The 26312-nt window shown below is 48.0% G+C and carries 21 protein-coding genes; 12 read left to right on the forward strand and 9 right to left on the reverse strand.

The window, feature by feature from the left end; genetic code table 11:
• Positions 1–42: 42 nt before the first annotated feature.
• On the reverse strand, positions 43–735 hold the full coding sequence (locus AB6805_RS21535) for a LytR/AlgR family response regulator transcription factor (RefSeq protein ID WP_370911505.1): 693 nt from the start codon (positions 733–735) through the stop codon (positions 43–45).
• Entirely contained in the window at positions 732–1754 is a 1023-nt protein-coding gene (locus AB6805_RS21540; protein WP_370911506.1) for a sensor histidine kinase, read from the reverse strand. The genes AB6805_RS21535 and AB6805_RS21540 overlap by 4 nt, the downstream gene beginning before the upstream one ends.
• Positions 1755–1962: 208 nt before the next feature.
• Between AB6805_RS21540 and AB6805_RS21545 the strand changes: the two genes are divergently transcribed.
• The 5 genes from AB6805_RS21545 to AB6805_RS21565 all read left to right on the forward strand — a co-directional run bounded on the left by AB6805_RS21545 (position 1963) and on the right by AB6805_RS21565 (position 11822).
• Positions 1963–3414, forward strand: a complete 1452-nt coding sequence (locus AB6805_RS21545; RefSeq protein WP_370911507.1) for an alpha-L-fucosidase — start codon at positions 1963–1965, stop codon at positions 3412–3414.
• Positions 3415–3548: 134 nt separating this feature from the next.
• Positions 3549–5690, forward strand: a complete 2142-nt coding sequence (locus AB6805_RS21550) for a PQQ-binding-like beta-propeller repeat protein (RefSeq protein WP_370911508.1) — start codon at positions 3549–3551, stop codon at positions 5688–5690.
• A gap of 34 nt (positions 5691–5724) precedes the next feature.
• Positions 5725–6639: a sugar phosphate isomerase/epimerase family protein gene (locus tag AB6805_RS21555; RefSeq protein ID WP_370911509.1), complete on the forward strand. Its 915-nt coding sequence runs from the start codon at positions 5725–5727 to the stop codon at positions 6637–6639.
• Positions 6640–6714: 75 nt separating this feature from the next.
• The gene (locus tag AB6805_RS21560; protein ID WP_370911510.1) at positions 6715–8499 is read left to right on the forward strand and encodes an SGNH/GDSL hydrolase family protein; all 1785 of its coding nucleotides are present in this window, start codon (positions 6715–6717) and stop codon (positions 8497–8499) included.
• A 122-nt stretch (positions 8500–8621) separates the two neighbouring features.
• Positions 8622–11822 (forward strand): chemotaxis protein CheB, encoded by a 3201-nt coding sequence (locus AB6805_RS21565; RefSeq protein ID WP_370911511.1) that lies wholly within the window; start codon positions 8622–8624, stop codon positions 11820–11822.
• Between the two features lie 229 nt (positions 11823–12051).
• Here AB6805_RS21565 and AB6805_RS21570 read toward each other — a convergent pair whose 3' ends face one another.
• Genes AB6805_RS21570 through AB6805_RS21590 form a run of 5 tightly spaced genes read right to left on the reverse strand, consistent with a single transcriptional unit; the run spans position 12052 to position 16317 of the window.
• Positions 12052–12816 (reverse strand): LytR/AlgR family response regulator transcription factor, encoded by a 765-nt coding sequence (locus AB6805_RS21570; protein ID WP_370911512.1) that lies wholly within the window; start codon positions 12814–12816, stop codon positions 12052–12054.
• A complete protein-coding gene (locus AB6805_RS21575) occupies positions 12813–13889 on the reverse strand; it encodes a sensor histidine kinase (RefSeq protein WP_370911513.1) in 1077 nt (358 codons plus the stop codon). The genes AB6805_RS21570 and AB6805_RS21575 overlap by 4 nt, the downstream gene beginning before the upstream one ends.
• An 18-nt stretch (positions 13890–13907) precedes the next feature.
• Positions 13908–14882: an NAD-dependent epimerase/dehydratase family protein gene (locus tag AB6805_RS21580; protein ID WP_370911514.1), complete on the reverse strand. Its 975-nt coding sequence runs from the start codon at positions 14880–14882 to the stop codon at positions 13908–13910.
• 9 nt (positions 14883–14891) lie between these two features.
• Positions 14892–15695 carry an SDR family NAD(P)-dependent oxidoreductase gene (locus AB6805_RS21585; RefSeq protein ID WP_370911515.1) on the reverse strand — a complete coding sequence of 268 codons (804 nt, stop codon included), beginning with the start codon at positions 15693–15695 and terminating at the stop codon, positions 14892–14894.
• Positions 15682–16317: an START domain-containing protein gene (locus AB6805_RS21590; protein WP_370911516.1), complete on the reverse strand. Its 636-nt coding sequence runs from the start codon at positions 16315–16317 to the stop codon at positions 15682–15684. Before AB6805_RS21590 ends, AB6805_RS21585 begins: the two co-directional genes overlap by 14 nt.
• A gap of 220 nt (positions 16318–16537) precedes the next feature.
• Between AB6805_RS21590 and AB6805_RS21595 the strand changes: the two genes are divergently transcribed.
• From AB6805_RS21595 to AB6805_RS21610, 4 genes are all read left to right on the forward strand, one after another.
• On the forward strand, positions 16538–18136 hold the full coding sequence (locus AB6805_RS21595; protein WP_370911517.1) for a beta-N-acetylhexosaminidase: 1599 nt from the start codon (positions 16538–16540) through the stop codon (positions 18134–18136).
• Between the two features lie 75 nt (positions 18137–18211).
• Positions 18212–18721 carry a DUF1772 domain-containing protein gene (locus AB6805_RS21600; protein WP_370911518.1) on the forward strand — a complete coding sequence of 170 codons (510 nt, stop codon included), beginning with the start codon at positions 18212–18214 and terminating at the stop codon, positions 18719–18721.
• A gap of 23 nt (positions 18722–18744) precedes the next feature.
• On the forward strand, positions 18745–19539 hold the full coding sequence (locus tag AB6805_RS21605) for a DUF6597 domain-containing transcriptional factor (RefSeq protein WP_370911519.1): 795 nt from the start codon (positions 18745–18747) through the stop codon (positions 19537–19539).
• An 85-nt stretch (positions 19540–19624) separates the two neighbouring features.
• Positions 19625–19996: a VOC family protein gene (locus tag AB6805_RS21610; protein WP_370911520.1), complete on the forward strand. Its 372-nt coding sequence runs from the start codon at positions 19625–19627 to the stop codon at positions 19994–19996.
• Positions 19997–20208: 212 nt separating this feature from the next.
• Here AB6805_RS21610 and AB6805_RS21615 read toward each other — a convergent pair whose 3' ends face one another.
• Positions 20209–21438, reverse strand: coding sequence for a DUF255 domain-containing protein (locus tag AB6805_RS21615; protein ID WP_370911521.1), 1230 nt, complete (start codon positions 21436–21438; stop codon positions 20209–20211).
• Positions 21439–21773: 335 nt separating this feature from the next.
• On the opposite strand from AB6805_RS21615, the gene AB6805_RS21620 reads away from it, so the two are divergent.
• On the forward strand, positions 21774–22700 hold the full coding sequence (locus tag AB6805_RS21620; protein WP_370911522.1) for an AraC family transcriptional regulator N-terminal domain-containing protein: 927 nt from the start codon (positions 21774–21776) through the stop codon (positions 22698–22700).
• A gap of 106 nt (positions 22701–22806) precedes the next feature.
• Here the strand turns inward: AB6805_RS21620 and AB6805_RS21625 are convergent, their stop codons facing one another.
• Positions 22807–23844, reverse strand: coding sequence for an aldo/keto reductase (locus tag AB6805_RS21625; RefSeq protein ID WP_370911523.1), 1038 nt, complete (start codon positions 23842–23844; stop codon positions 22807–22809).
• 122 nt (positions 23845–23966) lie between these two features.
• Between AB6805_RS21625 and AB6805_RS21630 the strand changes: the two genes are divergently transcribed.
• Both AB6805_RS21630 and fucP read left to right on the forward strand, forming a co-directional pair.
• Positions 23967–24923: a GNAT family N-acetyltransferase gene (locus tag AB6805_RS21630; RefSeq protein ID WP_370911524.1), complete on the forward strand. Its 957-nt coding sequence runs from the start codon at positions 23967–23969 to the stop codon at positions 24921–24923.
• A 110-nt stretch (positions 24924–25033) separates the two neighbouring features.
• Positions 25034–26302, forward strand: coding sequence for an L-fucose:H+ symporter permease (fucP, locus tag AB6805_RS21635; RefSeq protein WP_370911525.1), 1269 nt, complete (start codon positions 25034–25036; stop codon positions 26300–26302).
• Positions 26303–26312 lie beyond the last annotated feature (10 nt).

The following is a 26312-nucleotide window of genomic DNA, read 5'->3' on the forward strand; positions in this document are numbered from 1 at the left end:
AGTAGACGGGAAGGGAAAGTGTAGCGACAAAACAGGAACGGTTCAGGATTGCAGCATCCGGGTGACGTTCTCTTTGTAGAATTCACTCACGGGTATTTCAATGTTGCCGATGCATACGAGGTCGCGTTTCACCGTGGTGATTTTCTTCACGGCCACAAGGTAGGATTTATGCGTGCGGATAAAAGCGCCGGGAGGAAGTTTCTCTTCCATCGCTTTCATGGTCATGCGGGTGAGCACGGGTTTGGCGGTACCGGACAGGTGAATCTTGATATAGTCTTTTAATCCTTCTATATAGGTAATGTCGGCTGTGAGGATCTTTACCTGGGTATATTCCACGTTTACAAAAAAGGAATGGTCTTCTGCAATCGCCGGCCTTTTCAGGCGGAACAACTCACTGGCACGGTTACACGCTTTCAGAAAACGTTCAAAGGAGAATGGTTTAAGCAGGTAGTCTACTACCTGCAGGTTAAATCCTTCCAGTGCGTATTCTTCATAGGCGGTAACAAGAATCACCATGGGCGGTTGCTGCAGCGATTGTAATAGCTGCAGGCCATTCAGCCGGGGCATCTGTATGTCCAGGAAAATAAGATCAATGGGCTCCTGCTGTAATACCTCCAGCGCTTCCATGGCATTGCGGCAGGTTTTTACCAGTTGCAGGAAGGGCACCTGCCGGATATTATCTTCCAGCAACTCCCTTACCAGTTGTTCATCATCTACGGCTATACAACGTATCATGTGAGCTTCAGTGTTAGGGTAATATGAAATAGCGGTGGTTCGTCCCTGATCTGCAGCTGATGCCGTCCGGGGTACAGCAGTTGCAGTCTTGTTTTTACATTTGCCAAACCAATACCAGAGTTTTCATCCTTGCTGGCATTGGGATCGTTATCGTATTCATTCAGTACTTCAAAGATAAGCACATCCTCTTTCATGGCCAGCTGTATATCAATAGCAGGATGCGGCGTATAGCCGGTACCGTGCTTGAAAGCATTTTCCACAAATGGGATCAGCAGCATGGGTTCTATGGTGTAGTTGCCGGCAGCCTGACTGGCGGCCGTTTTCACGTTAATGGCCACTTCGTTGCCGAAGCGCAGCTTTTGCAGGGCAATATAACTGTTGAGGTACAGGATCTCCTGGGAAAGCAGCACCTTTTTCCCGGTATCGTACAGCATATAACGCATCAGGTCGGATAGCATGAGAAGCGCCGGTTCCAGTTGGTCGGATTTTTTCCTGGCGAGCGATACCAGGTTGGTTAACACATTAAACAGGAAATGCGGACTCACCTGCGAACGCAGGAATTTCAGCTCCGAACTGAGTTGCTCCGCCTGTTGTTCCTTCTGCCGTCTTTCTGCGCGCAGCATGTCTGTTACCCGGCAGTATACCAGGCTGATAAAATATACCGCCACCGACGGGCCGAACACAAATTTATACGCTGCCAGGTCCCGCGCAACATCCGGGAACCAATGTGCCATGATCGTATATTTTAACGGGAACGACAGTCCTATCAGCAGTATAACCGCAGGAAAATAAAGCCACCAATACCGCCTGTTCCACAACCTGGGATACAGCACGAGGGCATGGATATAAAAGATGGCCATATGGATAATACCGGAAAGGGTAAAGAACAAGCCAGGCAAGCTGCCTATCCGGTAGCCACTGGCTGCACTGGAAACGATATAGGGCAACAACAGTATTACGCTCCATATCACTATATGCAGCGCGATCGTAATTTTTTTCAGAGAGATATTTTTTTTCATCTGCTGTCCGGATAAAGCTACTGATTTTTATAAAGCTAGCCGCATTAACGGCGTTCATTAAGGAAGAATAGACGTCCGGGGTAAATGTGCAGACAACACCGGCAGGCAGCGCGACAGGGAAGTATTTATCATATTCAGAGAAAATACCATTATTATAGCTGAATGCATTGATTAATTTTGATGGCCATTAAGATCTAAATTTCCTGTTATGATAAAACGCAGTATCGGGATGCTCATTTTGCTGATGAGCGCCTCCCTGGTTTTTGCCCAGCAATATGAAGCCAACTGGAATTCCCTCAATAAGCGGGGCATTCCTGCCTGGTTCAGCAATGCCAAGTTCGGCATCTTTATTCACTGGGGTGTGTATGCAGTGCCGTCTTATGCGGTGGTAGGCCCCGGTGGTTATTCCGAATGGTACTGGTACAACCTGAGAGGCACTAAAGAAGGTTCCCATCAGCAGGTACAGGCTTTTCATGATAAGAATTACGGAAAGGATACGCCGTATGAAAATTTTGAAAGCCAGTTCACCGCTTCGTTGTATAACCCCCGGCAGTGGGCATCAATATTCCGCCGCTCCGGCGCTAAATACGTAGTGCTTACTTCCAAACACCATGAAGGCTATTGCCTGTGGGACAATAAACAGGCAAACGAATCCTGGGGTCATTCCTGGAACGCTGTTACGGGAACGCCTAAACGCGATTTACTGGGAGATCTCACAGACGCTGTGCGCAAGGAAGGACTGAAGATGGGCTACTATTATTCCCTGTACGAATGGTTTAACCCGCTCTGGTTAAAAGATAAACAACGGTATGTAAAGGAAGTAATGACGCCGCAGTTTAAAGACCTGGTAACCCGTTACAAACCTTCTGTTATATTTTCGGATGGAGAATGGGAACTGACCGATACGGCCTGGCAAAGTCCGTCGCTGCTGGCCTGGCTGTTTAATGAGTCGCCGGTAAAAAATGAAGTAGTGGTAGATGACCGCTGGGGCAGTAATACCCGTGGTAAAAACAACGGCGCTACCTATCTTACTTCTGAGTATGGCAGCGGCATGCAGCCCGGCGTTATCTGGGAAGAGAGCCAGGGCATCGGGCAATCGTACGGCTATAACCGTATGGAAACCGCGGACGACTACAAGAAAAGCGCGGACCTGGTACTGATGCTGGTAGATATTGTATCCCGGGGTGGTAACCTCCTCCTGGACATAGGACCCACGGCAGATGGCCGTATTCCCGTGATCATGCAGCAAAAGCTGCTGGACATCGGCAAATGGCTGGAGGTAAACGGGGAAGCCATCTACGACTCCAAACCCTGGAAGTTAAGCCAGCAGTGGAGCACCGGTAAACGCCCCGAAACGAAGGAAGCCAGCTATATGTCTGGTTACAACATTTCCCAGCTGGTGAAAAAATCAGATCAGCATGCCAACGTGGAATTGTTCTTCACCCAAAAGCCGGGCGCTTTGTATTGCTTTGTTCCGGCTTACCGTCAGCAGGTGGTGATCCGCGATTATACGCCGGCAAAAGGCGCTGTGGCCACTGTGCTGGGCAGCACTAAAGCTATCAGGTGGCAGCAGAAAGGAAAGGACTGCCTGGTAGACCTCTCGGGCCTCCGCCCCGGCGATGTGCCGGATGGCCTGCTGGTAGTAAAAATGAAAGGATAATATTAATGACATACAGAATAACAAAGAGAAGGCGGCCTGCCTTCTCTTTGTTATTTTTACCATTGCCGTAGTTTTATTAAAAAATAATTTTAAAAAGTATATTTTTAAAGGAACAGAAAATCACTTTCTTTCCGATGCTCCTGAAATTCAGTTACGGGTTGATAGTTTCCACGTTATTACTATCCTGCACCTCAAAAAACACTGCGCACCGCACCTGGCAGGTATACGGCGGCAGTAAGGAAAACATTCACTACAGCGCCTTAACGGAACTGGATACCAGCAATGTGTCACAATTAAAAATCGCCTGGGCATACCGTACCGGCGACACCGCAGAACGGACACAGATCCAGGTGAACCCCATCGTGGTGGGAGAACGGCTGTACGGCGTTTCCCCACAGCTGAAACTATTTGCCGTGCAGGCGGATACTGGAAAGTCGTACTGGACATTTGACCCTGTAAAAACCGGCGAAAAGAACGCTTTCCAGTTTAATCCCTGCAGGGGCATTACCTATTATGAAAACGGCGGCAAAGAACAACGCATTTTTTATACGGCCGGCAGCCGGCTGTATTGTATAGATGCCCAGAGCGGCGTGCCTGTTAAAGCCTTTGGCGACAGCGGGTATGTGGATCTTCACCGCGATATGGGCCGTAACATGGATCAACTGGATATTACTTCCACCACACCGGGCATCATCTATAAAAACCTGCTGATTGTAGGCACCCGCGTGGGAGAAGCCGCCGGCGCAGCTCCGGGCTACATCCGGGCTTACGATGTGCACAACGGCCGGTTGAAATGGATTTTTCATACCATTCCGCAACCGGGAGAAGAAGGCTATGATTCGTGGAACGACAAAGACGCCTGGCAACACACCGGCGGGGCCAACTCCTGGGCAGGATTTAGCCTGGATGAAGAGAAAGGCATCGTGTATGCCCCGGTGGGATCAGCTACAGATGACTTCTACGGCGGCAAAAGACCCGGCAACAATCTCTTCGCCAATTGCGTGCTGGCACTGGACGCGGCCACAGGCAAAAGGATCTGGCATTTCCAAACAGTGCATCACGACCTGTGGGACCGGGACCTTCCCACCGCGCCCATGCTGATAACCGTGAAAAAAGACGGCCGGCAAGTGGAAGCAGTGGTACAGGTGACGAAAACGGGATTCATTTTCCTGCTGGACCGTCGCACCGGCCAACCACTATACCCGGTAACGGAAACGCCTATACCGGCAGATACCACATTACCCGGGGAATGGGCATCACCCACGCAACCCATACCCAGCTTTTTTAAACCATTTGTGCGGCAATCGCTGTCGGAAAAAGACCTGAACACCCTGGTACCGGATTCGTCCTATGCCGGTATCAAAGCGCGGCTGGCATCCTATAAAACCGGCCACATTTTCCTGTCGCCCTCCAGGCAAGGCACCGTGATCTTTCCTGGCTTTGATGGCGGCGCGGAGTGGGGCGGCCCCGCAGCAGATCCTGAAACCGGCATCCTGTATGTAAACGCCAGCGAAATGCCCTGGGTGCTCACCATGGTGGAAGCAAAGGACCAGCATCCTTCCGCTACGGAAACACAACTCCAGGCAGGGAAACGGTTGTATACCGCCAATTGTATGTCGTGCCACGGACCGGAGCGCAAAGGCGGCGGTAATTTTCCATCTCTCTTAAATATCCAGGCAAAATATACGGAAACTGCATTGGAACAACTGGTGAACACCGGCCGCAGAATGATGCCGGCTTTCAAACAGCTGGACAGCAGCGAGAAAAAAGCGCTGGCCGTCTTTTTACTGGATGTAAAGTCGAAACAACAACAACCGTTTACGGCGCCGCGGAAAAACGTAGATGCATATACGAATTTACCTTACCGCACCACCGGCTATAATAAATTTTTAACGAAAGAAGGATACCCGGCCGTAATGCCGCCCTGGGGCACACTGAGCGCCATTGACCTCAACACGGGAAAAGTGCTGTGGAAAGATACCCTGGGCGATTACCCCGAACTGAAAGCAAAAGGCATTCACAGTGGTACGGAAAATTACGGCGGACCGGTAGTAACCGCCGGCGGACTGCTGTTCATTGCCGCTACGGCCGACAGCAAGTTCAGGGCTTTTAATAAAAGAACAGGACAGCTCCTGTGGGAAACCGACCTGCCCGCCTGCGGCTTTGCCACACCTGCGGTGTACGAAGTGGAAGGGAAACAATTTGTGGTGATCGCCTGCGGCGGCGGTAAACTGGGAAAGAAATCAGGAGATACTTACCTGGCATTTGCACTTTAACAGTCATCATTCAACATTCAAAATATCTTTTACTATGAGTATTTCAAGAAGAAATTTCCTGTTGAAAGGGAGCCTGGCGATCGCCGGTACCGCGCTGCTGTCAAACGATCTGCTGGCAGCCACAGTACGTAAGCCCGTGCTGGGCATACAACTGTATTCCATCCGCGATGATATGAAGAAAGACCCGTTGGGTACGCTCAAACAGCTGGCCGCCATGGGATACAAAAATGTGGAACATGCCGGGTACAGCCAGCGGAAATTTTATGGCTATTCCGCCAAAGAATTTAAAAAACTCCTGGACGATCTCGGCCTGCTGATGCCAAGCGGACATACCGTAATGGGCAAACAGCATTGGGATGCAGCAAAAAATGATTTCACCGACGAATGGAAATATACCGTGGAAGATGCCGCCATCGTAGGACAGCACTATGTGATCAGCCCCTGGCTGGATGAAAGTCTTCGTAAAAATTACGACGACTTCAAAGCTTATATGGACGTATTCAATAAAAGCGGCGCCTTGTGTAAAAAATCAGGTATGAAGTTCGGCTATCATAACCATGATTTTGAATTCAGCCAGCAGCTGAACGGGCAAAAGATCTTCGACCTCATCCTGCAAAACACAGATCCTTCCCTGGTGGCACAACAGCTGGATATCGGCAATATGTACCATGTCGGCGGTATCGCACTGGACATTATTAAACAATACCCTGGCCGCTTTGAGCTCATGCACGTAAAGGATGAAATTAAAACAGACAAGGGGGAAATGGGTGGTAAATACGAAAGCACCGTATTAGGCAAAGGCATCATACCAGTGAAGGAAGTGATTGACCTGGGTAAAAAATCCGGTGGCACCAAACACTTTATTATTGAGCAGGAGTCCTACCAGGGACAGGCGCCGCTGGATGCCGTGCGCGACGACCTCGCCGTAATGAAAAAGTGGGGCTACTAGCTGCTACCCATCTCCGCTAAAATATAATCACTATAATCAGCGTAATCAGAGAGAAAGACAAAATTCGCGTATGTTATGAAGATGAAAATGATGCCTATCGCCGCCGCACTGCTGCTGTTCGCCGGTATGTGCTTTGGGCAAACACCCCGTGTTTTTAAAACATGGACGCCGGCCACGACCGACAGCGTTTATGCGCTGGAAGGACAAGGATGGAAAACAGGATTGAAAAGCTATTACGACCGCCTGCCCGCGAAATCTGAAAAAGAAGTGCGGCCACCGGTATGGAACTTGTCGAACAACAGCGCAGGGCTTAGTCTCCGCTTCAGAACAGACGCAGACGAAATAGTCATCAAGTACACCGTTTCCGGCCCTGCAGCCATGCCGCACATGCCCGCTACCGGCGTAAGCGGGGTAGACCTCTACGCCAAAAGCATAGACGGACAATGGATGTGGTGCGCCGGGAAATACGACTTCCGCGATACCATTGTATACCGGTTCACCCGCCTGAAGAAATACGATCACCATGTAAAGAATATCGATTATACACTTTATCTCCCGTTGTATAATTCCGTAAAATGGTTATCTGTAGACATACCGGAAGAAAGTATGTTCAAGCCCCTGCCGGTCCGGAAAGAGGCGCCCATAGTGGTATACGGCACCTCCATTGCGCAGGGCGCCTGCGCATCGCGGCCGGGTATGGCCTGGACAAACATCCTTTCCCGGCAGCTGGAAACGCCGGTAATCAATCTCGCCTTCTCCGGCAACGGCCGCCTCGAGCAGGAAGTGCTCGACCGGGTAGCCGAACTGGATGCCCGTCTCTTTGTGCTGGATTGCCTGCCTAACCTCACCGGCACACAATATGCCGGCGCGGAACTCAAAAAACGTATAACCGCCGCCGTAACATTCCTGCAACAGCAGCGGCCCGGTACGCCTATCCTGTTAACGGAACACGATGGCTACACCGATGGTGAAATGGACTCCACCCGCAAAGCCGCCTATACACAGGTGAACATCACCTTGCGGGAAGTAAGGGACTCCCTGCTGAAAGCCGGCGTGAAAAATATCAGCCTGCTCACAAAAGAAGAAATAGGCCAGGACATTGAAAGCATGGTAGATGGCACGCATCCCAATGATATTGGTATGATGCACTACGCCAACGCCTATGCGAAAAAGATCCGGGAAATCTTTCACGAGGAAGATGGCAACACAGCTACCACCACACCCATCACGCAACGTCGCGATGCCGCTAACTACGACTGGGAAACCAGGCATGAGGAAGTAATGGCCTGGAATAAAGCACACCAGCCGAAAGTAGTGTTCATGGGTAATTCCATCACGCATTTTTGGGGCGGCAACCCCGTCGCCAAAGTACGCAGGGGAACCAGTTCATGGGATAAATACTTTGAGCCTAAACAGGCTGTGAATATGGGCTTCGGCTGGGACCGGGTAGAAAATGTACTGTGGCGCATACAACACGGCGAACTGGATGGTATTACTCCCCGCTATATTGTACTGATGATTGGCACCAACAACCTGCAGGTAAATACCGATGAAGAAATTGCAGACGGTATCAAGTTCCTGCTGCAACAAATACAAGCCAAACAAGGCAGCACTAAAATTATACTGATGGGCATACTTCCCCGCCGCAATATGGAAAGCAGGGTAGTGCGCATTAACCAGCTGATCGCAAAACGCACCGCCGGAAAAAATATCCAATACGTAGATGCCGGAAAACGCTTCCTTCAACCATCCGGCAAAATTAACGAGCAACTATTCAGCGATGGCCTGCATCCCAACGAAACAGGCTACGAAAAGCTAGGTGAATTGATTAGCAGATATTTAAAAGTGCAGAACAATTAACATTTAACAGCAAGTAATAAAAATTGGCAGCCGGTTATTATTTCCTACATTAGATGAAATATAACCGGCATTTAACAGTGGTCTCATCAGAATAGGAAGAGAAGTCGACTTAAATATTTTGCATGAGTACTCATTATAACCAGGAGCCACATTTTATTATTGCCATAGGCGCTTCCGCAGGTGGTTTGGAAGAGCTACAGTCTTTTTTTGACCATACTCCACTGGCGCAAGCTTCTTATGTGATTATACAGCACCTTTCTGCTGATTATAAAAGCCGGATGGCGGAAATATTGTCCCGGCACAGTCAGCTGAAGGTCACGGAAGCGGCCAATAATATGCTGGTAGAACCTAACCAGGTGTACCTGATCCCCAGCCAGCAGTGCATGACCATACAGGATGGCCGCCTGTTGCTAAAAGACAAGAACAGCAGTCCGGCTCCCCATAAAACTATCAATACCTTTTTCAACTCACTCGCATTAGACAGCGAATATCAGATCGTAGCCGTCATACTTTCCGGCTCCGGTGATGATGGCAGTGAAGGAATTGTGAATATCAGCAGGGCGGGAGGATTGATTATAGTACAGGATCCGGATACTGCCCAGTATAGCAGTATGCCTCTGGAGGCAATTGCCACCGGTGCGGCAGATCATATACTGGCCCCCGCAGATATGCCAATGGTGATCACCCAATATGTAAACAAGGCGAAGAGAAGTATTTTGCCCCCTGTTGCGCAGGTAATGGAAGATAAAAGTGTGATCGCTATTATTGACCTCATCCGGGAGCGTTTGCCTTTTGACTTTTCAGAATATAAGCCCACTACCATTCTGCGGCGTATCAGGCGGCGTATGGTATATCTCGCTTTAGATAAGGTGGAAGCTTATTATCAATACCTGCTGGCGCATCCCCGCGAAGTGGAAACATTGGCCCAGAGCTTTATGATCAGTGTATCTGCTTTCTTCAGGAATCCGGAGGCATTTGAAGTAATGGCTGAAACAGTACTGCCGGAAATTGTACAACGAAAAAAGAACGGGGAAGAAATAAAGATCTGGATAGCAGGATGTGCCACAGGGGAGGAAGCCTATACCATGGCGATCCTGTTACATGAAGAGGTAGAAAAAGCCGGTAAAGATATTCCCGTAAAAGTATTTGCCACCGATATAGATAAGCCTGCACTGGAGTTCGCCGGTAAAGGTTTGTATGGAGAGCATATCCGGAATGAGCTGTCGGCAGAAAGACTGGAGAAGTATTTTAGCCGCGAAGGTAATGGCTACCGTATCAGGCAACAGATCCGCAGAATGCTGATCTTCGCACAGCATAATATTGTAAAGAATCCGCCCTACTGTAACATGGATCTGATCAGTTGCCGCAATCTGCTCATTTACATGAACATATCCCTGCAGAAGAAGGCGCTTTCAATGCTGCATTTCGGGCTTGGCCAGAAAGGATACCTGTTTCTCGGTTCCAGTGAAAATCCTGGGATGTTACTGTCCTATCTCACAGAAATTAGTAAGAAATGGAAAATATACCGTAACCAGGAATCGGCCAGGTCTGTAAGGTTCGATATATTTACACCTGTGATGATAGCGGATAATAGTATGGCGCCTTTGATTCCATCAAGAAAAACCGGTGTTACCGGCAAAAGGAGTATTATGTTGGAAGAGGTAAATGAAATGTTGCTGGAAGAAGCGAATGTTGCAGGAATATGCGTAGACCAGGATAACCAGGTCGTTAAATATTTGGGCAAGGTGGAGCACTTCCTGTTGCAGCAGATCTTCAGTTTCGACCTGGTAGAACTGCTGCCAAAATCGCTTGGGGTGGTATATATAACAGCCGCACGGCAAGCCAGGAAGGACAATGAGCGGGTAATTGTAAGCGGTATCCCGGTAGCAGATTACAACCCCGCAAAGATAGTTAACCTGACGGTCCGTCCGCTTCACGCAAGGGAAGGAGAGCGTTCCCTCTTACTGGTACTTTTTAACGAAGACAAAGAAGAACAAAAGAAAGATGTACAACCCTTTGAGGTACAAACCTATCTCAATGCAGGCCTGCAAAGCCTGGAAGAAGAATTGAGAGATACCCGCGAACGGTTGCAGGACGCCACAGAGAAGCTGGAAGCCTCCAATGAAAATATGCAGTCGTTTAACGAAGAGCTGGTTTCCGCGAACGAAGAAATGCAAAGCGCCAATGAAGAAATGCAGTCGGTAAATGAGGAGTTGCAAACAATTAACACCGACTACCAGCTGAAAATAAAAGAACTCATTGTGCTGAACGATGATATGGATAATTATTTCAGGAGTAATCTCAATGGGCAATTGTTTGTAGACAATGACCTGAAGCTGAAAAAGTTTTCTCCTGCCGCCGTAAAACATATCAATCTTCAGGAAGGCGATATCGGTAGACCCATTCAGAATATTACCGTCAATTTTAAGAATAATTCCCTGGAAGATGATCTTCGTATGGTAATAAAAAATGGTACAGTGCTGTCGAAGATAGTGGAATCACTAAATGGTAACTGGTACCAGATGATGATAATGCCCTATATACGGCAACTGGACCAGACACAGGATGGAGCCATTGTTTCCTTTAACGATATTACCTTGCTAAATAAAGCCCAGCTGGAATTACATCGTTCCAACCTGAGCCTGCAACGTATCAACGATGACCTGGATAATTTTGTATACGCTGCTTCCCATGATTTGTTAGGACCACTTACGAATATAGAAGGATTGATGAGATTGTTGAGTGAAAAACTGGATATGCAGGACAAGGAAACTGTCAGATATACAGATATGATCCAGTCTTCTATTGTCAGGTTTAAAGAAAACCTGCGGGAGCTGGCAGAGGTAGGGAAGATTGAAAGCGAATCACTCAAGGAAGTACAGGAAGTTGATGTTAACGCCATATTGGATGAAGTGCTTTTTAGTATACAGGACAAAGTACAGGATGCCAGGGCCTTAATTACAAAGAACCTGGAAGAAAGCCATCTGGTGTTTTCCAGGAAAAACCTTCGTAGCATTATCTACAATCTTCTCACTAACGCCCTTAAATTCCGGTCGCCGGACCGGCTGCTGCAAATTCAAATCAATACCCGTAACGAAAACGGATTCCTGTTGCTGGAAGTAAAAGACAATGGTATCGGGATAGAACAGGATAAACTCAAGACCGTCTTCAATATGTATAAGCGCCTCCATCCGGAAATGGACGGATTAGGCATCGGCTTGTTCCTTGTCCGGAAAATTGTGGATGCTTCCGGCGGCATGACGGAGGTGAACAGTAAGTTACACGAAGGAAGCATCTTTAAAATCTTCTTCAATTCTAAATAAGAAGGTGATCGGAGCGAATTTTGTCTTACTCAGGATTACGCTGATTATACTGATTAGCTGGATTTTTACTTTTGGATTTTTTTGATTTTTTAATAATTAAGGGAGATAAGAGCGAATATATCCGCTTATATCTCCCTTACTTCTTTATAAAATCAAAAAAATCCAAAAGTAAAAATCCAGCTAATCAGTATAATCAGCGTAATCCTGAGTAAGACAAAATCCGCTCTAATCACGCGCTCTCACTCTTTCCTTCGAGCCAGTTTTTGAATTCAGAAACCCTTTCACGGCTAATAATAACATCAGTATCAACATCGGGCGCTAATTGAAGAATTAACCTGCTATTGTAATAAGTGGTGATCTTTTTAATGGCATCTATCTGGATTATAAACTGCCGGTTGATGCGGAAAAACTGGTGTTTGTCCAGCAACTGTTCAATCTGGTCAAGGGAGTAATCCAGTGGCACCCGCTGATTGGTAACGGTGGTGGCCCAGGTGGCGCCCCGTGCAAACTGCAGCCAGGCAATGTCTTTCGCTTTTACATAGATCAGCTGGTTGTTGATCCTGCCGATAAAACGGGCGCTGTCGCGGCGCAGAAATTCTTCTGCAATCCTGCTGATGTCTACCGTGTAGTTATTGGCTGGCCTGAACTGTTCGTATTTTTTCAGCGCATTCTTTAAATCGTCAAGGTCGATAGGTTTTAACAGGTAATCGATACTGTTTACCTTAAAGGCCTGCAGGGCAAAGCCATCGTACGCGGTGGTGAAGATGATAGGCGTGCGTACTTTTGTTTTGCTGAATATTTCAAAGCAGTTGCCGTCGGACAGCTGGATATCCATCAGCATCAGGTCTACCGGCTGCTGTTGTTCCAGCCAGCGGATACCTTCTTCCACGGAAGTTATAACGGCGGCGATCTCTATCGCGGCATTACACTTGTGCAGCAACTGGGTAAGCCGCTCGGCATTATGCATTTCATCTTCAAAAATAACGATTCTCATGAGCCACTGATAATGGGTAATTTTACAATAAACATCTCTGCTGTTTCGCTGATTTCAATGTTGCTGTTGCTGATCAGCGCATATCTTTTCTGAATATTTTCGAGTCCTATGCCGGAAGATATTTCCGGGTGAACTTTTGGTCGCTTGTGATTGGACACGACCAGGAAATGGCCGTCACTTTTAATCGTGATCAGCAGTGGATCCTGCGCGGAAAACCGGTTATGCTTGATGGCGTTTTCAACCAGCATTTGCAGGGTTACCGGGGGAATCATGCCTTTGGTCTTTACCTTGTCAGGAATGTCAGCGCTAAACTGTATGCTTTGCTGGTGGCGGATCTGGATCAGGAAAAGATAGGCGTCGAGAAAATCAAGTTCTGTTTGCACCGGTACCAGGTTTTCAAATTTTTTATCAAGAATATACCGGTATGTTTTTGCCAGCTGTGTAATATAATCAGCGGAAAGGTCCGCGCTTTTATATACGAGGTTGGTCAGCACGCTGAGCGAATTAAAAAAGAAGTGCGGGTCTATCTGGTTGCGCAACGCATCATATCTCGCCTGGATGTTTTCCCGCATCAGTCTTTCTGTTTGCAGCTGGTATTCCTTCCAGCCGGAATAGTAAAAGATGATGCCGTTAAATGCCAGTATCAGCAGGTAAAACATAAACGTGCCGAAGTTGAGGTCGTAGCTGAAATGCCGGAAGCTATCCCATGCTTCATAGCGGTTAAATAGCAGGATGTCGGTCACTGAATAGAAAAAGCCAAACAGGAACGCTACCAGCATACCGTACACCACGAGGACCGCCGACAGGAACACCAGCTTGCCGGAAGTATGTTTGTTCGCTGTTTTTCTTTCTGTGGTGCGGGCCAGCCAGGTGGCGCCTTCCCAGGCAACAAGACCAAAAATTACATAGAACAGACTGAACATCTGCCCCCTGTAATCCAGTATCCGTAAACCTTTCACGAAGGTATGGTCAAAGGATTTGAAGATGATGCTGAAGGTATACAGTATCAGTATCCTGGAAAGATACAGGAATAGTTTACTGGAGAACAATTTTTCATTTTCCTGGAAGTTCATCTGATGGGTTGTATAGTACTAAATGTAGTTATTTTCCTTAAACCACGTAAATGCGCCGGTAACAGCCGCTTCTACGGGGGTGTAACTGAGTTGCAGCTCCCGCTCTGATTTCTTGCCGGAATAGTAATTGTCCAGGCACAGCATGTAAGCCGTGGTATAATTTAATTTTCCGGAGATGCCCGGCAGGGAACCTATGATACCCGCTGCTTTCAGGATAAAGGCGGGGATGGGGATGAGCAGCTGCCGCTTGCCGGAAATCTTTTTCAACAGCCGGAAAAACTCTGCATAGCTAAGATTCTGACCAGCCAGCAGGTAGCAGTCGCCCGTTTTACCTTTTTCAATAGCATTGATAATACCGCGGCATACATCTTTGATATGCACAAAATTTTTGCCTCCCGGCGGATAGAACAGCAGCCGGTGTTTTAGTCCGTAGAGGATCAATTTACCGGAGCTGGGCTTCACATCATGCGGCCCTATCATAAAGGTGGGGTTTACCACAATACCCGGGAGTTGCCTGCTGGCCACCTGTTCCAGTACATATTGCTGCGCGAGGTACTTGGTGTTGATATAGCCGGAGTTGGCGTTGAACAGGGTAAAGCCATTCAGTTCGTTACCCGGACTGTTTTTATCACCCGGCCCGATGGTGTTGGCGGTGCTGACATAAATAAATTTCTGTACCCGGTGCTCGAGGCAGGCCGCGGTAATATACCTGGTGGCGGTGAAGTTAGTATGTTCATATTCGGCAAATGAAACGCCCCATTGTGCGGTAATACAGGCGGCGTGGATCACAATATCACAGCCCCTCACGGCTTCATGTACATCGTCGTTGTTGCTGATACTCCCGTAAAAGATCTCACAGGGAATGTCCTCGATGCCTTTCATATCGGCCGAAGGCCGGATTAAAATTTTTATATCAAACCCCATGCGATATAGTTCCCGTGTTAAATTGGAACCCAGGAAGCCGTTGGCGCCGGTGATCAGTACTTTTTTCATGAACTTTTTTTAGACAGATAAAGTATAGGGGATCTCTTTTTTTACTTCCCTGGATACGATCCTCATCCTGAAGGAGAGTGGCAGCAATTGCATCAGTATGTGATTGAGCTTATTCATCCACCCGGGTATGATTACCGGGTGCCCGGCCAGCGTTCCTCTCAGCGCAATGCCTGCAATGTCGGGTGTAGACAACAAGCCCATCTTGCCTTTCAGCCCCTGGCTGATGATCCGCCGCGAGGTGTGCGAATTGGTCATGATAGGGCCGGGGTATACTACGCTCACGGATACACTGGTATCTGCCAGTTCTTCTTTTAGTCCAAGAAAGAAAGACGAGATAAACGCTTTGGACGCCGGGTATACCGTTTTGTAGGCAATGGGCGTGAAAGCGGCCATACTCGCAATGTTCATGATATAGCTCTGCGGATGCTTCAGCAGGTGCGGGATCAGCAGGTGGGTGAGTAAAACGGTGCTTCTTACATTGAGCATCATAATTTCGTCTATCCGTTCCAGTGAGGTATGGGTGATGGAAGAGGTACCGCCGATGCCCGCATTATTGATCAGGAAATTAATGGGGTAGTCGCGGGTAATGAGCTGCAGTTGCTGCTTCAGTACATCGCTGTCGGACAGGTCAAATTCAAACACTTTTACGTGGATGCGGTATTCCAGTTCCAGGTTCTCCGCCACGGATTGAAGGCGGCTGCCCGGCAGGGCAATGAGGATGATGTTCATGCCTTTCCTGGCGCATTGAATGGCGAATTCTTTGCCCAAACCGGAGCTGGCGCCGGTGATAAGCGTGTATTTATTGTCTGGCATATGTTTTATTTTCAAGCAGGCTTTTAAATTTTGTCATTGTTTTGAACAGGTTATCATGAATGATAGGATCGGATACCCAGCGGGGAATTTTCCTGCTACGGTCGGTGGTGACCATATAAGTGATCCGCAGCTGCCCGTTCCCCGAAGGCGCCATGATCCATTTTCCCCGCGTGCCGGTAATCCGTGTTGTTTTATTATATAGAGGGAAGCGATGATCCGTGATACTTTCAAACACCACTTCTGCAGCGTCGTCGGAAATTTCCTGGTAGCGGTATAACAGGCAGCAGTCCTGGTCGTCGACCGGCCAGGGAATATCATATTTAATATAAGTGATCCAGTGGTGGGGATCTGGCGCCGCCGCGATCCTGTATTCGCTGGCATTGGTATTCCAGTCGCGGCCATGCGCCTGGTCCTTGAACAGCCCGATCACCGCCGGTACGGCGCATTTCACCAGGAATACGGCTTTGATCTCCCTTACATTTTCGCCATCTGCGCCGGGTATCCACCTTTCATACAGCGAAATGGCGTTATCCTGTTTTACCAGCTTAAATTCACTGGTATCACCAAATAATGACCGGACGAACATCATACTGCTGATCACTAAAACGGAGAGGTGTTGCATACATCATCATTTACAGCAAATATGCCACTGGTAAATGGACTGGCCATTGATTACCTGTTGAACTGTAGGATTAAGCCGTTGACCTGTAACTAAACCGGGGATCTGAATAATGGAGAAATATTTATATATTATTTTATGAAGAAGTACTGGTGATATTTTATTATTTTGTCCGCCGGTATCCTGGTTAAGACAGGGCTACGTCTAAAAATCAGCTTTGAACATGAAAAAATACCTGCTGGCCATCGCCATTGTATTAACTGCTATTCCCGTTGCCGCACAGCAAATCTGTCCCGTGATTCCATTGCCGGTAAAAGCAGACAAAGGTCGCGGCACATTTGAAATCAGCGCACAATCCGTTATTAGCTGGGAAGACACTTCCCTGGTTCAGCTGGGCACCTGGCTGCAGCAGGAACTGCTTCGCCGTTATCATATCCAGGTACCGTTGCAACGGAAATCAGGCAGCACCGTTATCCTGCTGAAAAAAATAACCGGTACTAACATGGATGCATATACGCTTGCCATGAATAAGCAAACGGCTACTATTTCGGCAGGCGCACGGGAAGGGGTGTTTAATGGCATCATCAGCCTGTTGCAGCTCACTGCACAGGCGCCGGCTCGGGGGAAAGTGTTGCAGGTGCCTTGCTGGAACATCACGGATGCTCCCCAATACGCGTGGCGCGGCGTAATGCTGGATGAATCGCGGTATTTTTTTGGTAAAGAGAAAGTGAAGTCCATGCTCGACTGGATGGCGTTTTATAAACTGAACCGCTTTCACTGGCATTTGACTGACATGCCCGGATGGCGGCTGGAAATAAAAAAATATCCTTTGCTCACCACCGTTGGCGGTATCGGCAATATCGCCGATCCCAAAGCGCCGGCAGCCTATTACACGCAGGATGATATCCGGGAAATAGTTGCTTATGCCAAAGCGCGTTGTATCGATATTATTCCGGAAATAGATATGCCGGGGCATGCCGGCGCCGCTAACAGGGCTTACCCTGCATTCGACGGCGGCGGTACTGCAAAGTACCCGCAGTTCACCTTCAATCCCGGCAGGGAAGGCACTTACTCGTACCTGGCGGATATACTAACGGAAACGGCTCAACTGTTTCCCGCGCAGCTCATTCACCTCGGCGGCGATGAAGTTACCTTTGGCAATGCGGGCTGGGACCAGGATACCGGCATCATCCGGTTAAAGCAGGCCCACGGCCTGAAAGACCGCAAACAGGTAGAAGACTATTTTATTCAACGCATGGCCGACACCGTTTTGCAGCTGCATAATAAGGTAATGGCCTGGGATGAAATAGCCACGGCGTCCCTGCCGGCCGACAGCACCATCGTATGCTGGTGGCGCCATGATAAACCGGAAAATCTGGCCATGGCGTTTCAGAAAGGATACTCCGTAGTGTTATGCCCGCGGCTGCCGTTTTATTTCGACTTTGTACAGGACAGCACCCACAAAATCGGGCGCCGGTGGAAAGATGGTGAATTCAACCCCTTGGAAGCAGTATATAATTTCTCTGCCGCCGCCATTCCCGCCACACAGGGGCATGAGTCTCTCATACTCGGCGTGCAGGCCTGCCTGTGGTCAGAAACCATTCATAGCAACAACCGGCTCGATTTCCTGCTTTTCCCCCGCATTGCGGCACTGGCGGAAACAGCCTGGACCTCAGCCCCGGCAAAAGACTTTAATGGCTTTAAAACCCGTTTAAAAGCGCAGTTGCCGCTATATGCCAAGGAGCATCTCTATTACTTTGATATCTTCCAGCCGGGCAGGCACCAGGAGTCGGGTAAAGCGGCCACTAACTATATCGACTGATGTGTCGGTTTTGTTCTATTTCCGGAAAGGGGAGGGAGGTAATATTGCAATGGGATTAAAAATACCCGGAACATCATGAAGAATTTTGTACTGGCGCTTGCCACTATCACTACAGCCCTGGTAGCGGGTTTGTTCTATGCGTTTGCTGTTTCCGTTAATGTAGCGTTTGCGCAATTACCGGATGCCGCTTATATCACGGCTACCCAGGCCATCAACGTTGCCATTGTGAACCCTGCCTTCCTGGTATGTTTTTTAGGCGCACCGGTGTTATTGCCGCTGGCCACCTGGCTCAGCGCCCGGCCGGTTTTTACCCGCCGCAGCTGGTACCTGCTGGCAGCGACCGTGGTATTTGTGGTTGGCTCATTTGGGGTTACGATAATCGCCAATATTCCGCTCAATGACAAGCTGGCGGCCTTCCAGGTAAACGGGGCTTCGGCGGAGCAACTGCACAGCATGCGGGTGGCATTTGCCACGCCGTGGAATAACTGGCACACTGTGCGCACCCTGGCAGGCATTATAGCCCTGGTATTGCTGGTAATGGCCTGTTTGCAACGCGACGCCAAAAGCGAATCACGTAAAGCTTAAATGCTTTTTGTAAATTTAGGATCATGCGTTACCAGACAATTCCACCACCACCTCATCTTGCGCACGTCATCCGGTTCTTCTGGGTGCTGGAAGGAGAGGTGGGTTACACGCATTACAATATGGCGGATGCATGCGTAGAGCTGGTGTTTCATTATCATGGGCTGTTCGGCGAAATAGCAGATAACGGCCATACAGATACATCGTTTACCGCCGGTGTGCAGGGCGTTACACACATCCTCAGGAAGTATACTGTTGATACAGGCTTCGGTATTTTTGGCGTATATTTTTACCCACAGGCCGTTCCATTGTTGTTTAATATTTCCGCGGCCGATCTGACCAATACTGCCGCCGAATTAAGGTACCTGCTGAAAGGCGAAGGCACCATCCTCGAAGAAAAAATCATGCTGGCGAGAAATAACCGGGAACGTTGTGAGATTCTCTGCCGGTTTACAGAGCAGCGGCTGGCAGCCAGCCGTGTGGCGGATTTACCGGTGTTTGCGGCGATCAGGGACATCATTCATCACAAACCCTCCATGAATATACGGTCCCTTTCACAGGCATACTATTTGTCGGAACGGCAGTTTGAGCGGCAGTTCAAACAGTATGCAGGACTATCCCCCAAATTGTTTTCACGGATTGTCCGTTTCCAGTCGGCCACCGCCTTTTATAACCGGCAGGTAATGAGCCTGGGACGCCTGGCACTGGAATGCGGGTATTATGATCAGTCGCATTTTATCAGCGACTTCCGCGCATTTTCAGGTATGCATCCCAAACAGTATTTCTCTGGCCGCTCCGGGGCCACCGACTGGCGCGACTAACAAGAATGTCGGTTTCTTCCAATTTTATCAGGGCATACTGTTGCAATTTTGTGCAAGAGACGTTTAACCTAAAAATAAAAATGTTATGAAATTACCAGAAAAACATCAGCAGGTAATGCCCTATCTGATCCTGAAAAATGCAGAAGGCTTTTTCGATTTTACCAGCAAAGTATTTGGGGCAAAAGAAAACCACCGGACCTACCGGGAAGGCAGCAAAGAGCTGATGCATGGCGAAATCAGCATCGGCGGCAGCGTCATTATGTTTGGCCAGTCAAATGACAATTGGGGCGCCGACAACGCAGGACTGTTCATTTACGTGGAAGATGCCGACGCCACTTTTAAAAAGGCCCTGGCCGAAGGCGCTACAGAAGTAATGCCCGTAACACAACAATCCTATGGCAAGTCCGGCGGCGTAAGAGATCCGTTTGGAAATACGTGGTGGATTACAACACCTTAACGCGGAGGTTGTCTTACTCGCTGATTACACTGATTATACTGATTACTTTGATTTTTACTTTTTGATTTTATAAAGGATTAAGGGAGATAGAAGCGGATATATTCGCTCTTATCTCCCTTAATTATTAATCTAAAAATCTAAAAAAAATCAAAAAGTAAAAATCAAAGTAATCAGTATAATCAGTGTAATCAGTGAGAAAGACAAAATTCGCTCTATTCCCAATACTTCTCGCCTTTCTTCATTTTCTCCAGTGTGGTCTCGTAGTTCTTCTTTTCGTCGCCACTGGCTTTGTTCAGGGCTTTTTCTTCCCATGCGAGGGCGTCTTCTTTTTTGCCGGATTTATACAACAGGTTGGCGTAAGTGTCCATGAATGCAGGTACTTCGTTGTCTTTGAAAGAGCGTTTGCTCCATTCCAGCGCCTGTTCTATGCATTGCATGTCGTTGCATTTTTCGAAGATGGTCCAGGCATATTCGTTCAATGCCTGCGGATCTGCTTTGTGGCCATATTTTTTCATATAGGCAACAATGTTAGCCACGGCGTTATCGGCATCTTTTACGTAGCTGAAGTATTGTACTTTTGTTTTCAGGAGCAGTTCTTCGGCGAAAGCAGGATATTTTTTGGTCAGGCTGCTTTCAAGGGTAGCCCAGTCGGGTTTGCTGCCGTCTTTCTTCATCAGCTCCGGATATACTTCTTCCTGTGCTACAATGCCCATTACTTTTTCTTCGGCCTTACCGGCGCCCAGTACTTTATTTACTTTATCGGCATGGTGCAGGAACATATCAAATCCCACATCCTTGCTGCTGTTGGTAAATTTGGCGATGAATTGGAGGTTTACAGGTGTGTAAAGATCTTTTTGCTTGGCAAGATATTCTTTGGAAATAAGAGACGCATTTTCCTGGTCATATTTATTCAGTGCCAGCAGTGCCATTTCGCGGAGGAAAGCGGTATCCTTTTTTCCTTTTTTATAAAGGTCCAGCTGTGTGTAGTACTGTGTGGCCGGGTTCAGGGAAGCAGCGCATCTTTCAATGAACTGGTCTGCTTCGGCGCCACCTATCTGGCGGTCAACGATATGGCCGTCGGGTGCAAACACCAGGAAGGTAGGATAGGCACGGATGGCATAGTCCTTTTCTATTTGTTTGGCGGCAGCGTACCAGCTTTTCACTTCTTCATTGTCTTTGTCCGTTTGGTCCATCTGTACCTTTACGCTGATATATTTATCATTCATAAAGCTGCCTACTTTTTCCTGCGGGAAAATATTGGCCGACATAAACTTGCAGGGACCACACCAGGTAGTGAAGCAGTCCATAAAGATGTATTTGTTTTCAGCTTTGGCTTTGGCCTGCACATCGGCCCAGCTGCTGCCATGCTCGAAATGAATGCCTTTGTCCTGCGCTGTCGCCAGCAATGGCAACAGGAAGGCGAGGAGGAGTAATTTTTTCATAATGCTGTTTGTTGGTTTTGATTAGTAGGCTCTAATTTAATGCAGTTCAGGAACAAAACCGGGAGGGATGCCAATTAATTTAACAGGATAAGTTGGTGTAACGGCGCGTTTGCACAAAAAAAGCCACCCGGTGGGACGGCTTTTTTTGTGCAATTAATACTTAACCTGGTGGATGTTATTTGAGGGAAAAAAGATGGTTTCCGTCCACGAAAACCCAATATGGTGAACATTCGGCATCCAATTGCAAAATTTCGTATTTATCTTTAGCACATTCGTACCTGTTTTTCTGAGTTCGGTTAAATTATACTAACTTGTTGTAGCTAAAAACATTAGCCATGCCGGTAAAACATTTTGTACAGCCGATAGACCTTACGCATCCGAAGCAACTACAACGCCTGGTGGAGAACAGGCGGGTCTATAACCTGAATAGCTGTGAACTGAATATATTTGAAAGTTATCAGCAGGATTACCGGGTGCCCCTTACTTTCGGAGATTTCGTTATTACCAGCATGGTGCAGGGAAAAAAGATCATGCATCTTTTCGATCAGCCCTCCTTTGAATACCAGCCCGGGGAAACCGTGATTGTACCGGCCAACGAAACAATGGTGATTGACTTCCCCGAAGCCTCTGCAGAAAACCCGACACAGTGTATTGCGCTGTCGGTGGATGAAACCTATATCCGCAGCACCCTGCAATATCTCAACGAATATTATAACAGCCAGTATGCCGATAAAAACGACTGGCGGCTGCAATTCAACCAGTACCACTTTAATAATGATGCAGATCTCACAGACCTGATCAATAAGTTAGTCCGCATCTGCCGCAGCACCGATCTTTCCAGGGATATTTACGCCGATCTCAGTATAAAGGAACTGCTGGTACGCATCCTGCAAAGCCAGCACCTGCAGCTGGTGGCAGAGGAAAAAGATACCAACAGTAACAGCAGCAGGCTTCATTTTGTGCTGCATTATATCAATGAGCACCTTACTGAAAATATTTCAGTAGATACGCTTTGCCGGAAGGCTTACCTGAGCCGGAATGTCTTCTTCAAATGGTTTAAAGACCAGTTTGGAATTACCCCCCTCCAGTATATTAACCGGGAAAGGTTAAAGCTGGCAAAACAGCTGCTGGCGGACCGCAACAACAGCGTGGGCCAGGTGAGTATGCTTTGCGGTTTTAATGATACCAACTATTTCATCCGCCTTTTCAGGAGCGCGGAAGGAATTACCCCCGGTACCTACCAGCTGATCTGCTCCCGCTGATATTTTCTTTTTAGAAAGATACCTTTCCCTTCCTGACCAGGACGAAACCTTATGCGTCTACCAGCGGATAAATAAATGCGGGGGGAAACAATTCCCCCGCTAAAAACTAATAAAAAACAGGCGGTGGATTCAGCGTGAGGTTTTGCTGCTGATGCCAGTAAGGATAGATGGTAGGTATATCACTCGCGGCATCCAGCTTTTTAAGCTGATCGGTAGTAAGGTTCCAACCTGTAGCGCCGAGGTTTTGTATCAGCTGCTCTTCATTGCGGGCGCCAATAATAATGCTGGACACCGTGGGGCGTTGCAGCAGCCAGTTCAGGGAGATCTGCGCCACCGTTTTGCCCGTTTCAGCAGCTATTTCATCCAATGCATCGATGATGTTGTAAAAGACTTCTTCCTTTACCACGGCCTCCGGTACAGGACTGCCTCCCTGCGCTACACGGCCATTTTGTGGCGGCGGACTGTTACGACGGTATTTACCCCCCAGCCTGCCTGCCGCCAGCGGCGACCATACAATGGCGCCCACTTGCTGGTCCAGGCCCAATGGCATCAGCTCCCATTCATATTCGCGGTTGGCCAGTGAATAATATACCTGGTGGGCCACATAACGGTTCCACCCATGTTTTTCCGCGATGGCCTGCGATTTCATCAGGTGCCAGCCGGAAAAGTTGGAGGCGGCAATATAACGCACCTTGCCGCTTTGCACGAGATCATCCAGTGTGCGCATGGTTTCTTCCACGGGCGTGTTGCCGTCGAACCCATGCATGTGATAAATATCGATATAGTCGGTTTGCAGCCGCTTCAAACTTCCTTCTATCTGCCGTAGCAGGTGAAACCGCGAAGAACCCTGGTTATTGGGACCCTTTCCGAAAGGGAAGGTGGCTTTGGTGGAAATCAGCAACTGATCCCGCTTGCCGGCAATGGCTTTCCCGAGAATTTCTTCCGAAAGACCGTCAGAATAAATGTCGGCAGTGTCGAAGAGGTTTACGCCTGCATCAAGACAAAGATTCACCATGCGCGTTGCTTCATCCGCCAGTGTGCTGCCCCAGGCTTTAAAGAAATCATTACCGCCGCCAAAAGTGGCCGTACCGAAACTCAGCACCGGTACCTGTAAACCGGATGCGCCTAATTGTCTGTATTCCATCAGCTAAATTTTATGACCGTTTGTTATAAAAATATAAAGATCGGGGAAAAGCCGCAGGCTTTATTTGTATTTTCAGCAATACTTTCTATATTTGCGTAACTGATTACGTAATTTATTACAATATGGAATTCTTCAATAAAACAGGCAAGGTAGCGCTCGGAAGCAGGCTGCGCATGCTCACAGAAAAGATTACAGAAGATGCCGCAAAGATCTACCAGTTGTATAACATCGACATGCAACCGAAGTGGTTCCCGGTATTTTATGTATTATCTGTAGGAGAGGAGAAAACAATTACGGCCATCGCAAAAGAAATTGGTCATTCCCACCCTTCGGTAAGTAAAATTATCGGCGAAATGGCGAAGAAGGGACTGGTAGTAGAGAAAAAAGACAAAACAGATGGCCGGCGTAATATCGTCAGTCTCACTAAAAAAGGACTGGACATCACCTTCAAAATACAAGACCAGCTCACAGATGTGAACACCGCTATAGAAGCCATTTCTGCCCAAACCACACACGACCTGTGGAAAGCAATGGAAGAATGGGAATACCTGCTGGAACAGCAATCGCTGCTCAGCCGTGTAGTGGAAGCACATAAAAAAAGAGAAGCAGGTAAAGTAACCATCGTGGATTACCAGCCCAAGTATAAAGCAGCCTTTAAAGCGCTGAATGAAGAATGGATCTCCAGGTGGTTTAAATTGGAAGCAGCAGACCATAAATCACTCGATCACCCGGAAGAAAATATTCTTAAAAAGAAGGGGCATATTTTCGTTGCGCTTTACAACGATGAACCGGTAGGGGTTTGTGCATTAATAAAAATGGATGACCCGGACTATGATTACGAATTGGCTAAAATGGCGGTATCTCCCAAAGCCCAGGGAAAAAGCATTGGGTTTTTGTTGGGACAGGCTATCATCGCAAAAGCAATATCACTCGGGGCCCGGAATATTTACCTCGAAAGCAATACCATCCTGAAACCGGCTATCAGCCTGTATAATAAGCTGGGATTTAAAAAGATGGCCGGCAGGGCAACGCCATACGAACGTTGCAATATCCAGATGGAGCTGATATTACCCGCCTGATTTAACCGGCAGAGGATTGGAGTTTATAAAAATGGAAATGTATATTAGAGCTTCGGATGCATGCTCAAACCATCATTCCACGTTATAAATAAAATTTAAAAACTCTGATCATGATATCACCTGACTCCCTGGAACAGGAAGCCTTAGAAACCGCTAAAAATACCGCGTCCGCACCCGCCAAATTTACAGAGAATAAATATGTCATCACCCTCATATTCGTGACTTCCCTGTTCATGTGCTGGGGGATTGCATTAACAATGGGCGATGTACTGAATAAACATTTCCAGAATGTACTTGGATTATCTAAATCCCAATCCGGCCTGGTACAGTTTTCTATCTTCGGCGCCTACGCGCTGATGGGCATCCCGGCAGGGTTGTTTATTAAAAAGATGGGATATAAAAACGGCGTGTTACTGGGGCTCACCCTGTATGCCCTGGGCGCCTTCCTGTTTGTGCCTGCAGCTAATGCAGCCTCGTTTGGTATTTTCCGCATCGCCCTTTTTGTACTGGCCTGCGGGATGGCTACCCTGGAAACAGTGGCGCATCCTTTCATGGCTGCTTTGGGTGATCAGCGTACCAGTGATCAGCGTATCAATTTTGCACAGTCGTTTAATGCAGTGGGCGCCATAGTAGGACCAACGCTCGGTTCCTACTTCCTCCTCAGCGCAGGCCACGATGCCGGCAGTGAACTGCTGTCTGTAAAACAATTATACATTTATATCGGGGCAGTGATCGCAGCCATCGCTATTGCATTTGCCATGGTGAAAGTACCGGCGCTCACCGATCCGCATGATGGCCCTTCAAATGCAGCAGGCGTGGCCGGTGTCCGTAAGAAATTATTCCAGCAGAAACATTTTGTGTTCGCTGTGGTGGCACAGTTCTTTAACGTAGCCGCACAGGCAGGTACCTGGGCCTTCTTCATCAACTATGGACATGAAGTGATGGGTTTCTCTGACCAGAAAGCGGGTTACTTTATGACGGTGTTTATGGGGATGATGCTGGCCGGAAGATTTGTCGGCACGGCACTGATGCGTTACATCGCGCCCAATAAACTGCTCGCTGCTTTTGCACTCGGCAACATCCTCATGTGTATCCTGGTGGCGCAGGGCTGGGGCTGGACTTCCTTCATCGCCTTACTGATGATCAACTTCTTTTTCAGCATCATGTATCCTACTATTTTCAGTCTTGGTTTAAAAGACCTGGGCCCGCAAACACAACAGGCTTCTTCTTTCATCGTAATGGGAATGTTTGGCGGCGCCATATTCCCTTTCATCATGGGACGTATTGCAGATACGAATATCGCTACTGCCTACTACCTGCCCATCGTATGCTACGTGGTTATTTTCCTGTTTGGATATAAATTATATAAGCTCAGGTAACGGATATCCG

Source organism: Chitinophaga sp. RCC_12 (assembly GCF_041360695.1).
Classification (GTDB): Bacteria; Bacteroidota; Bacteroidia; order Chitinophagales; family Chitinophagaceae; genus Chitinophaga.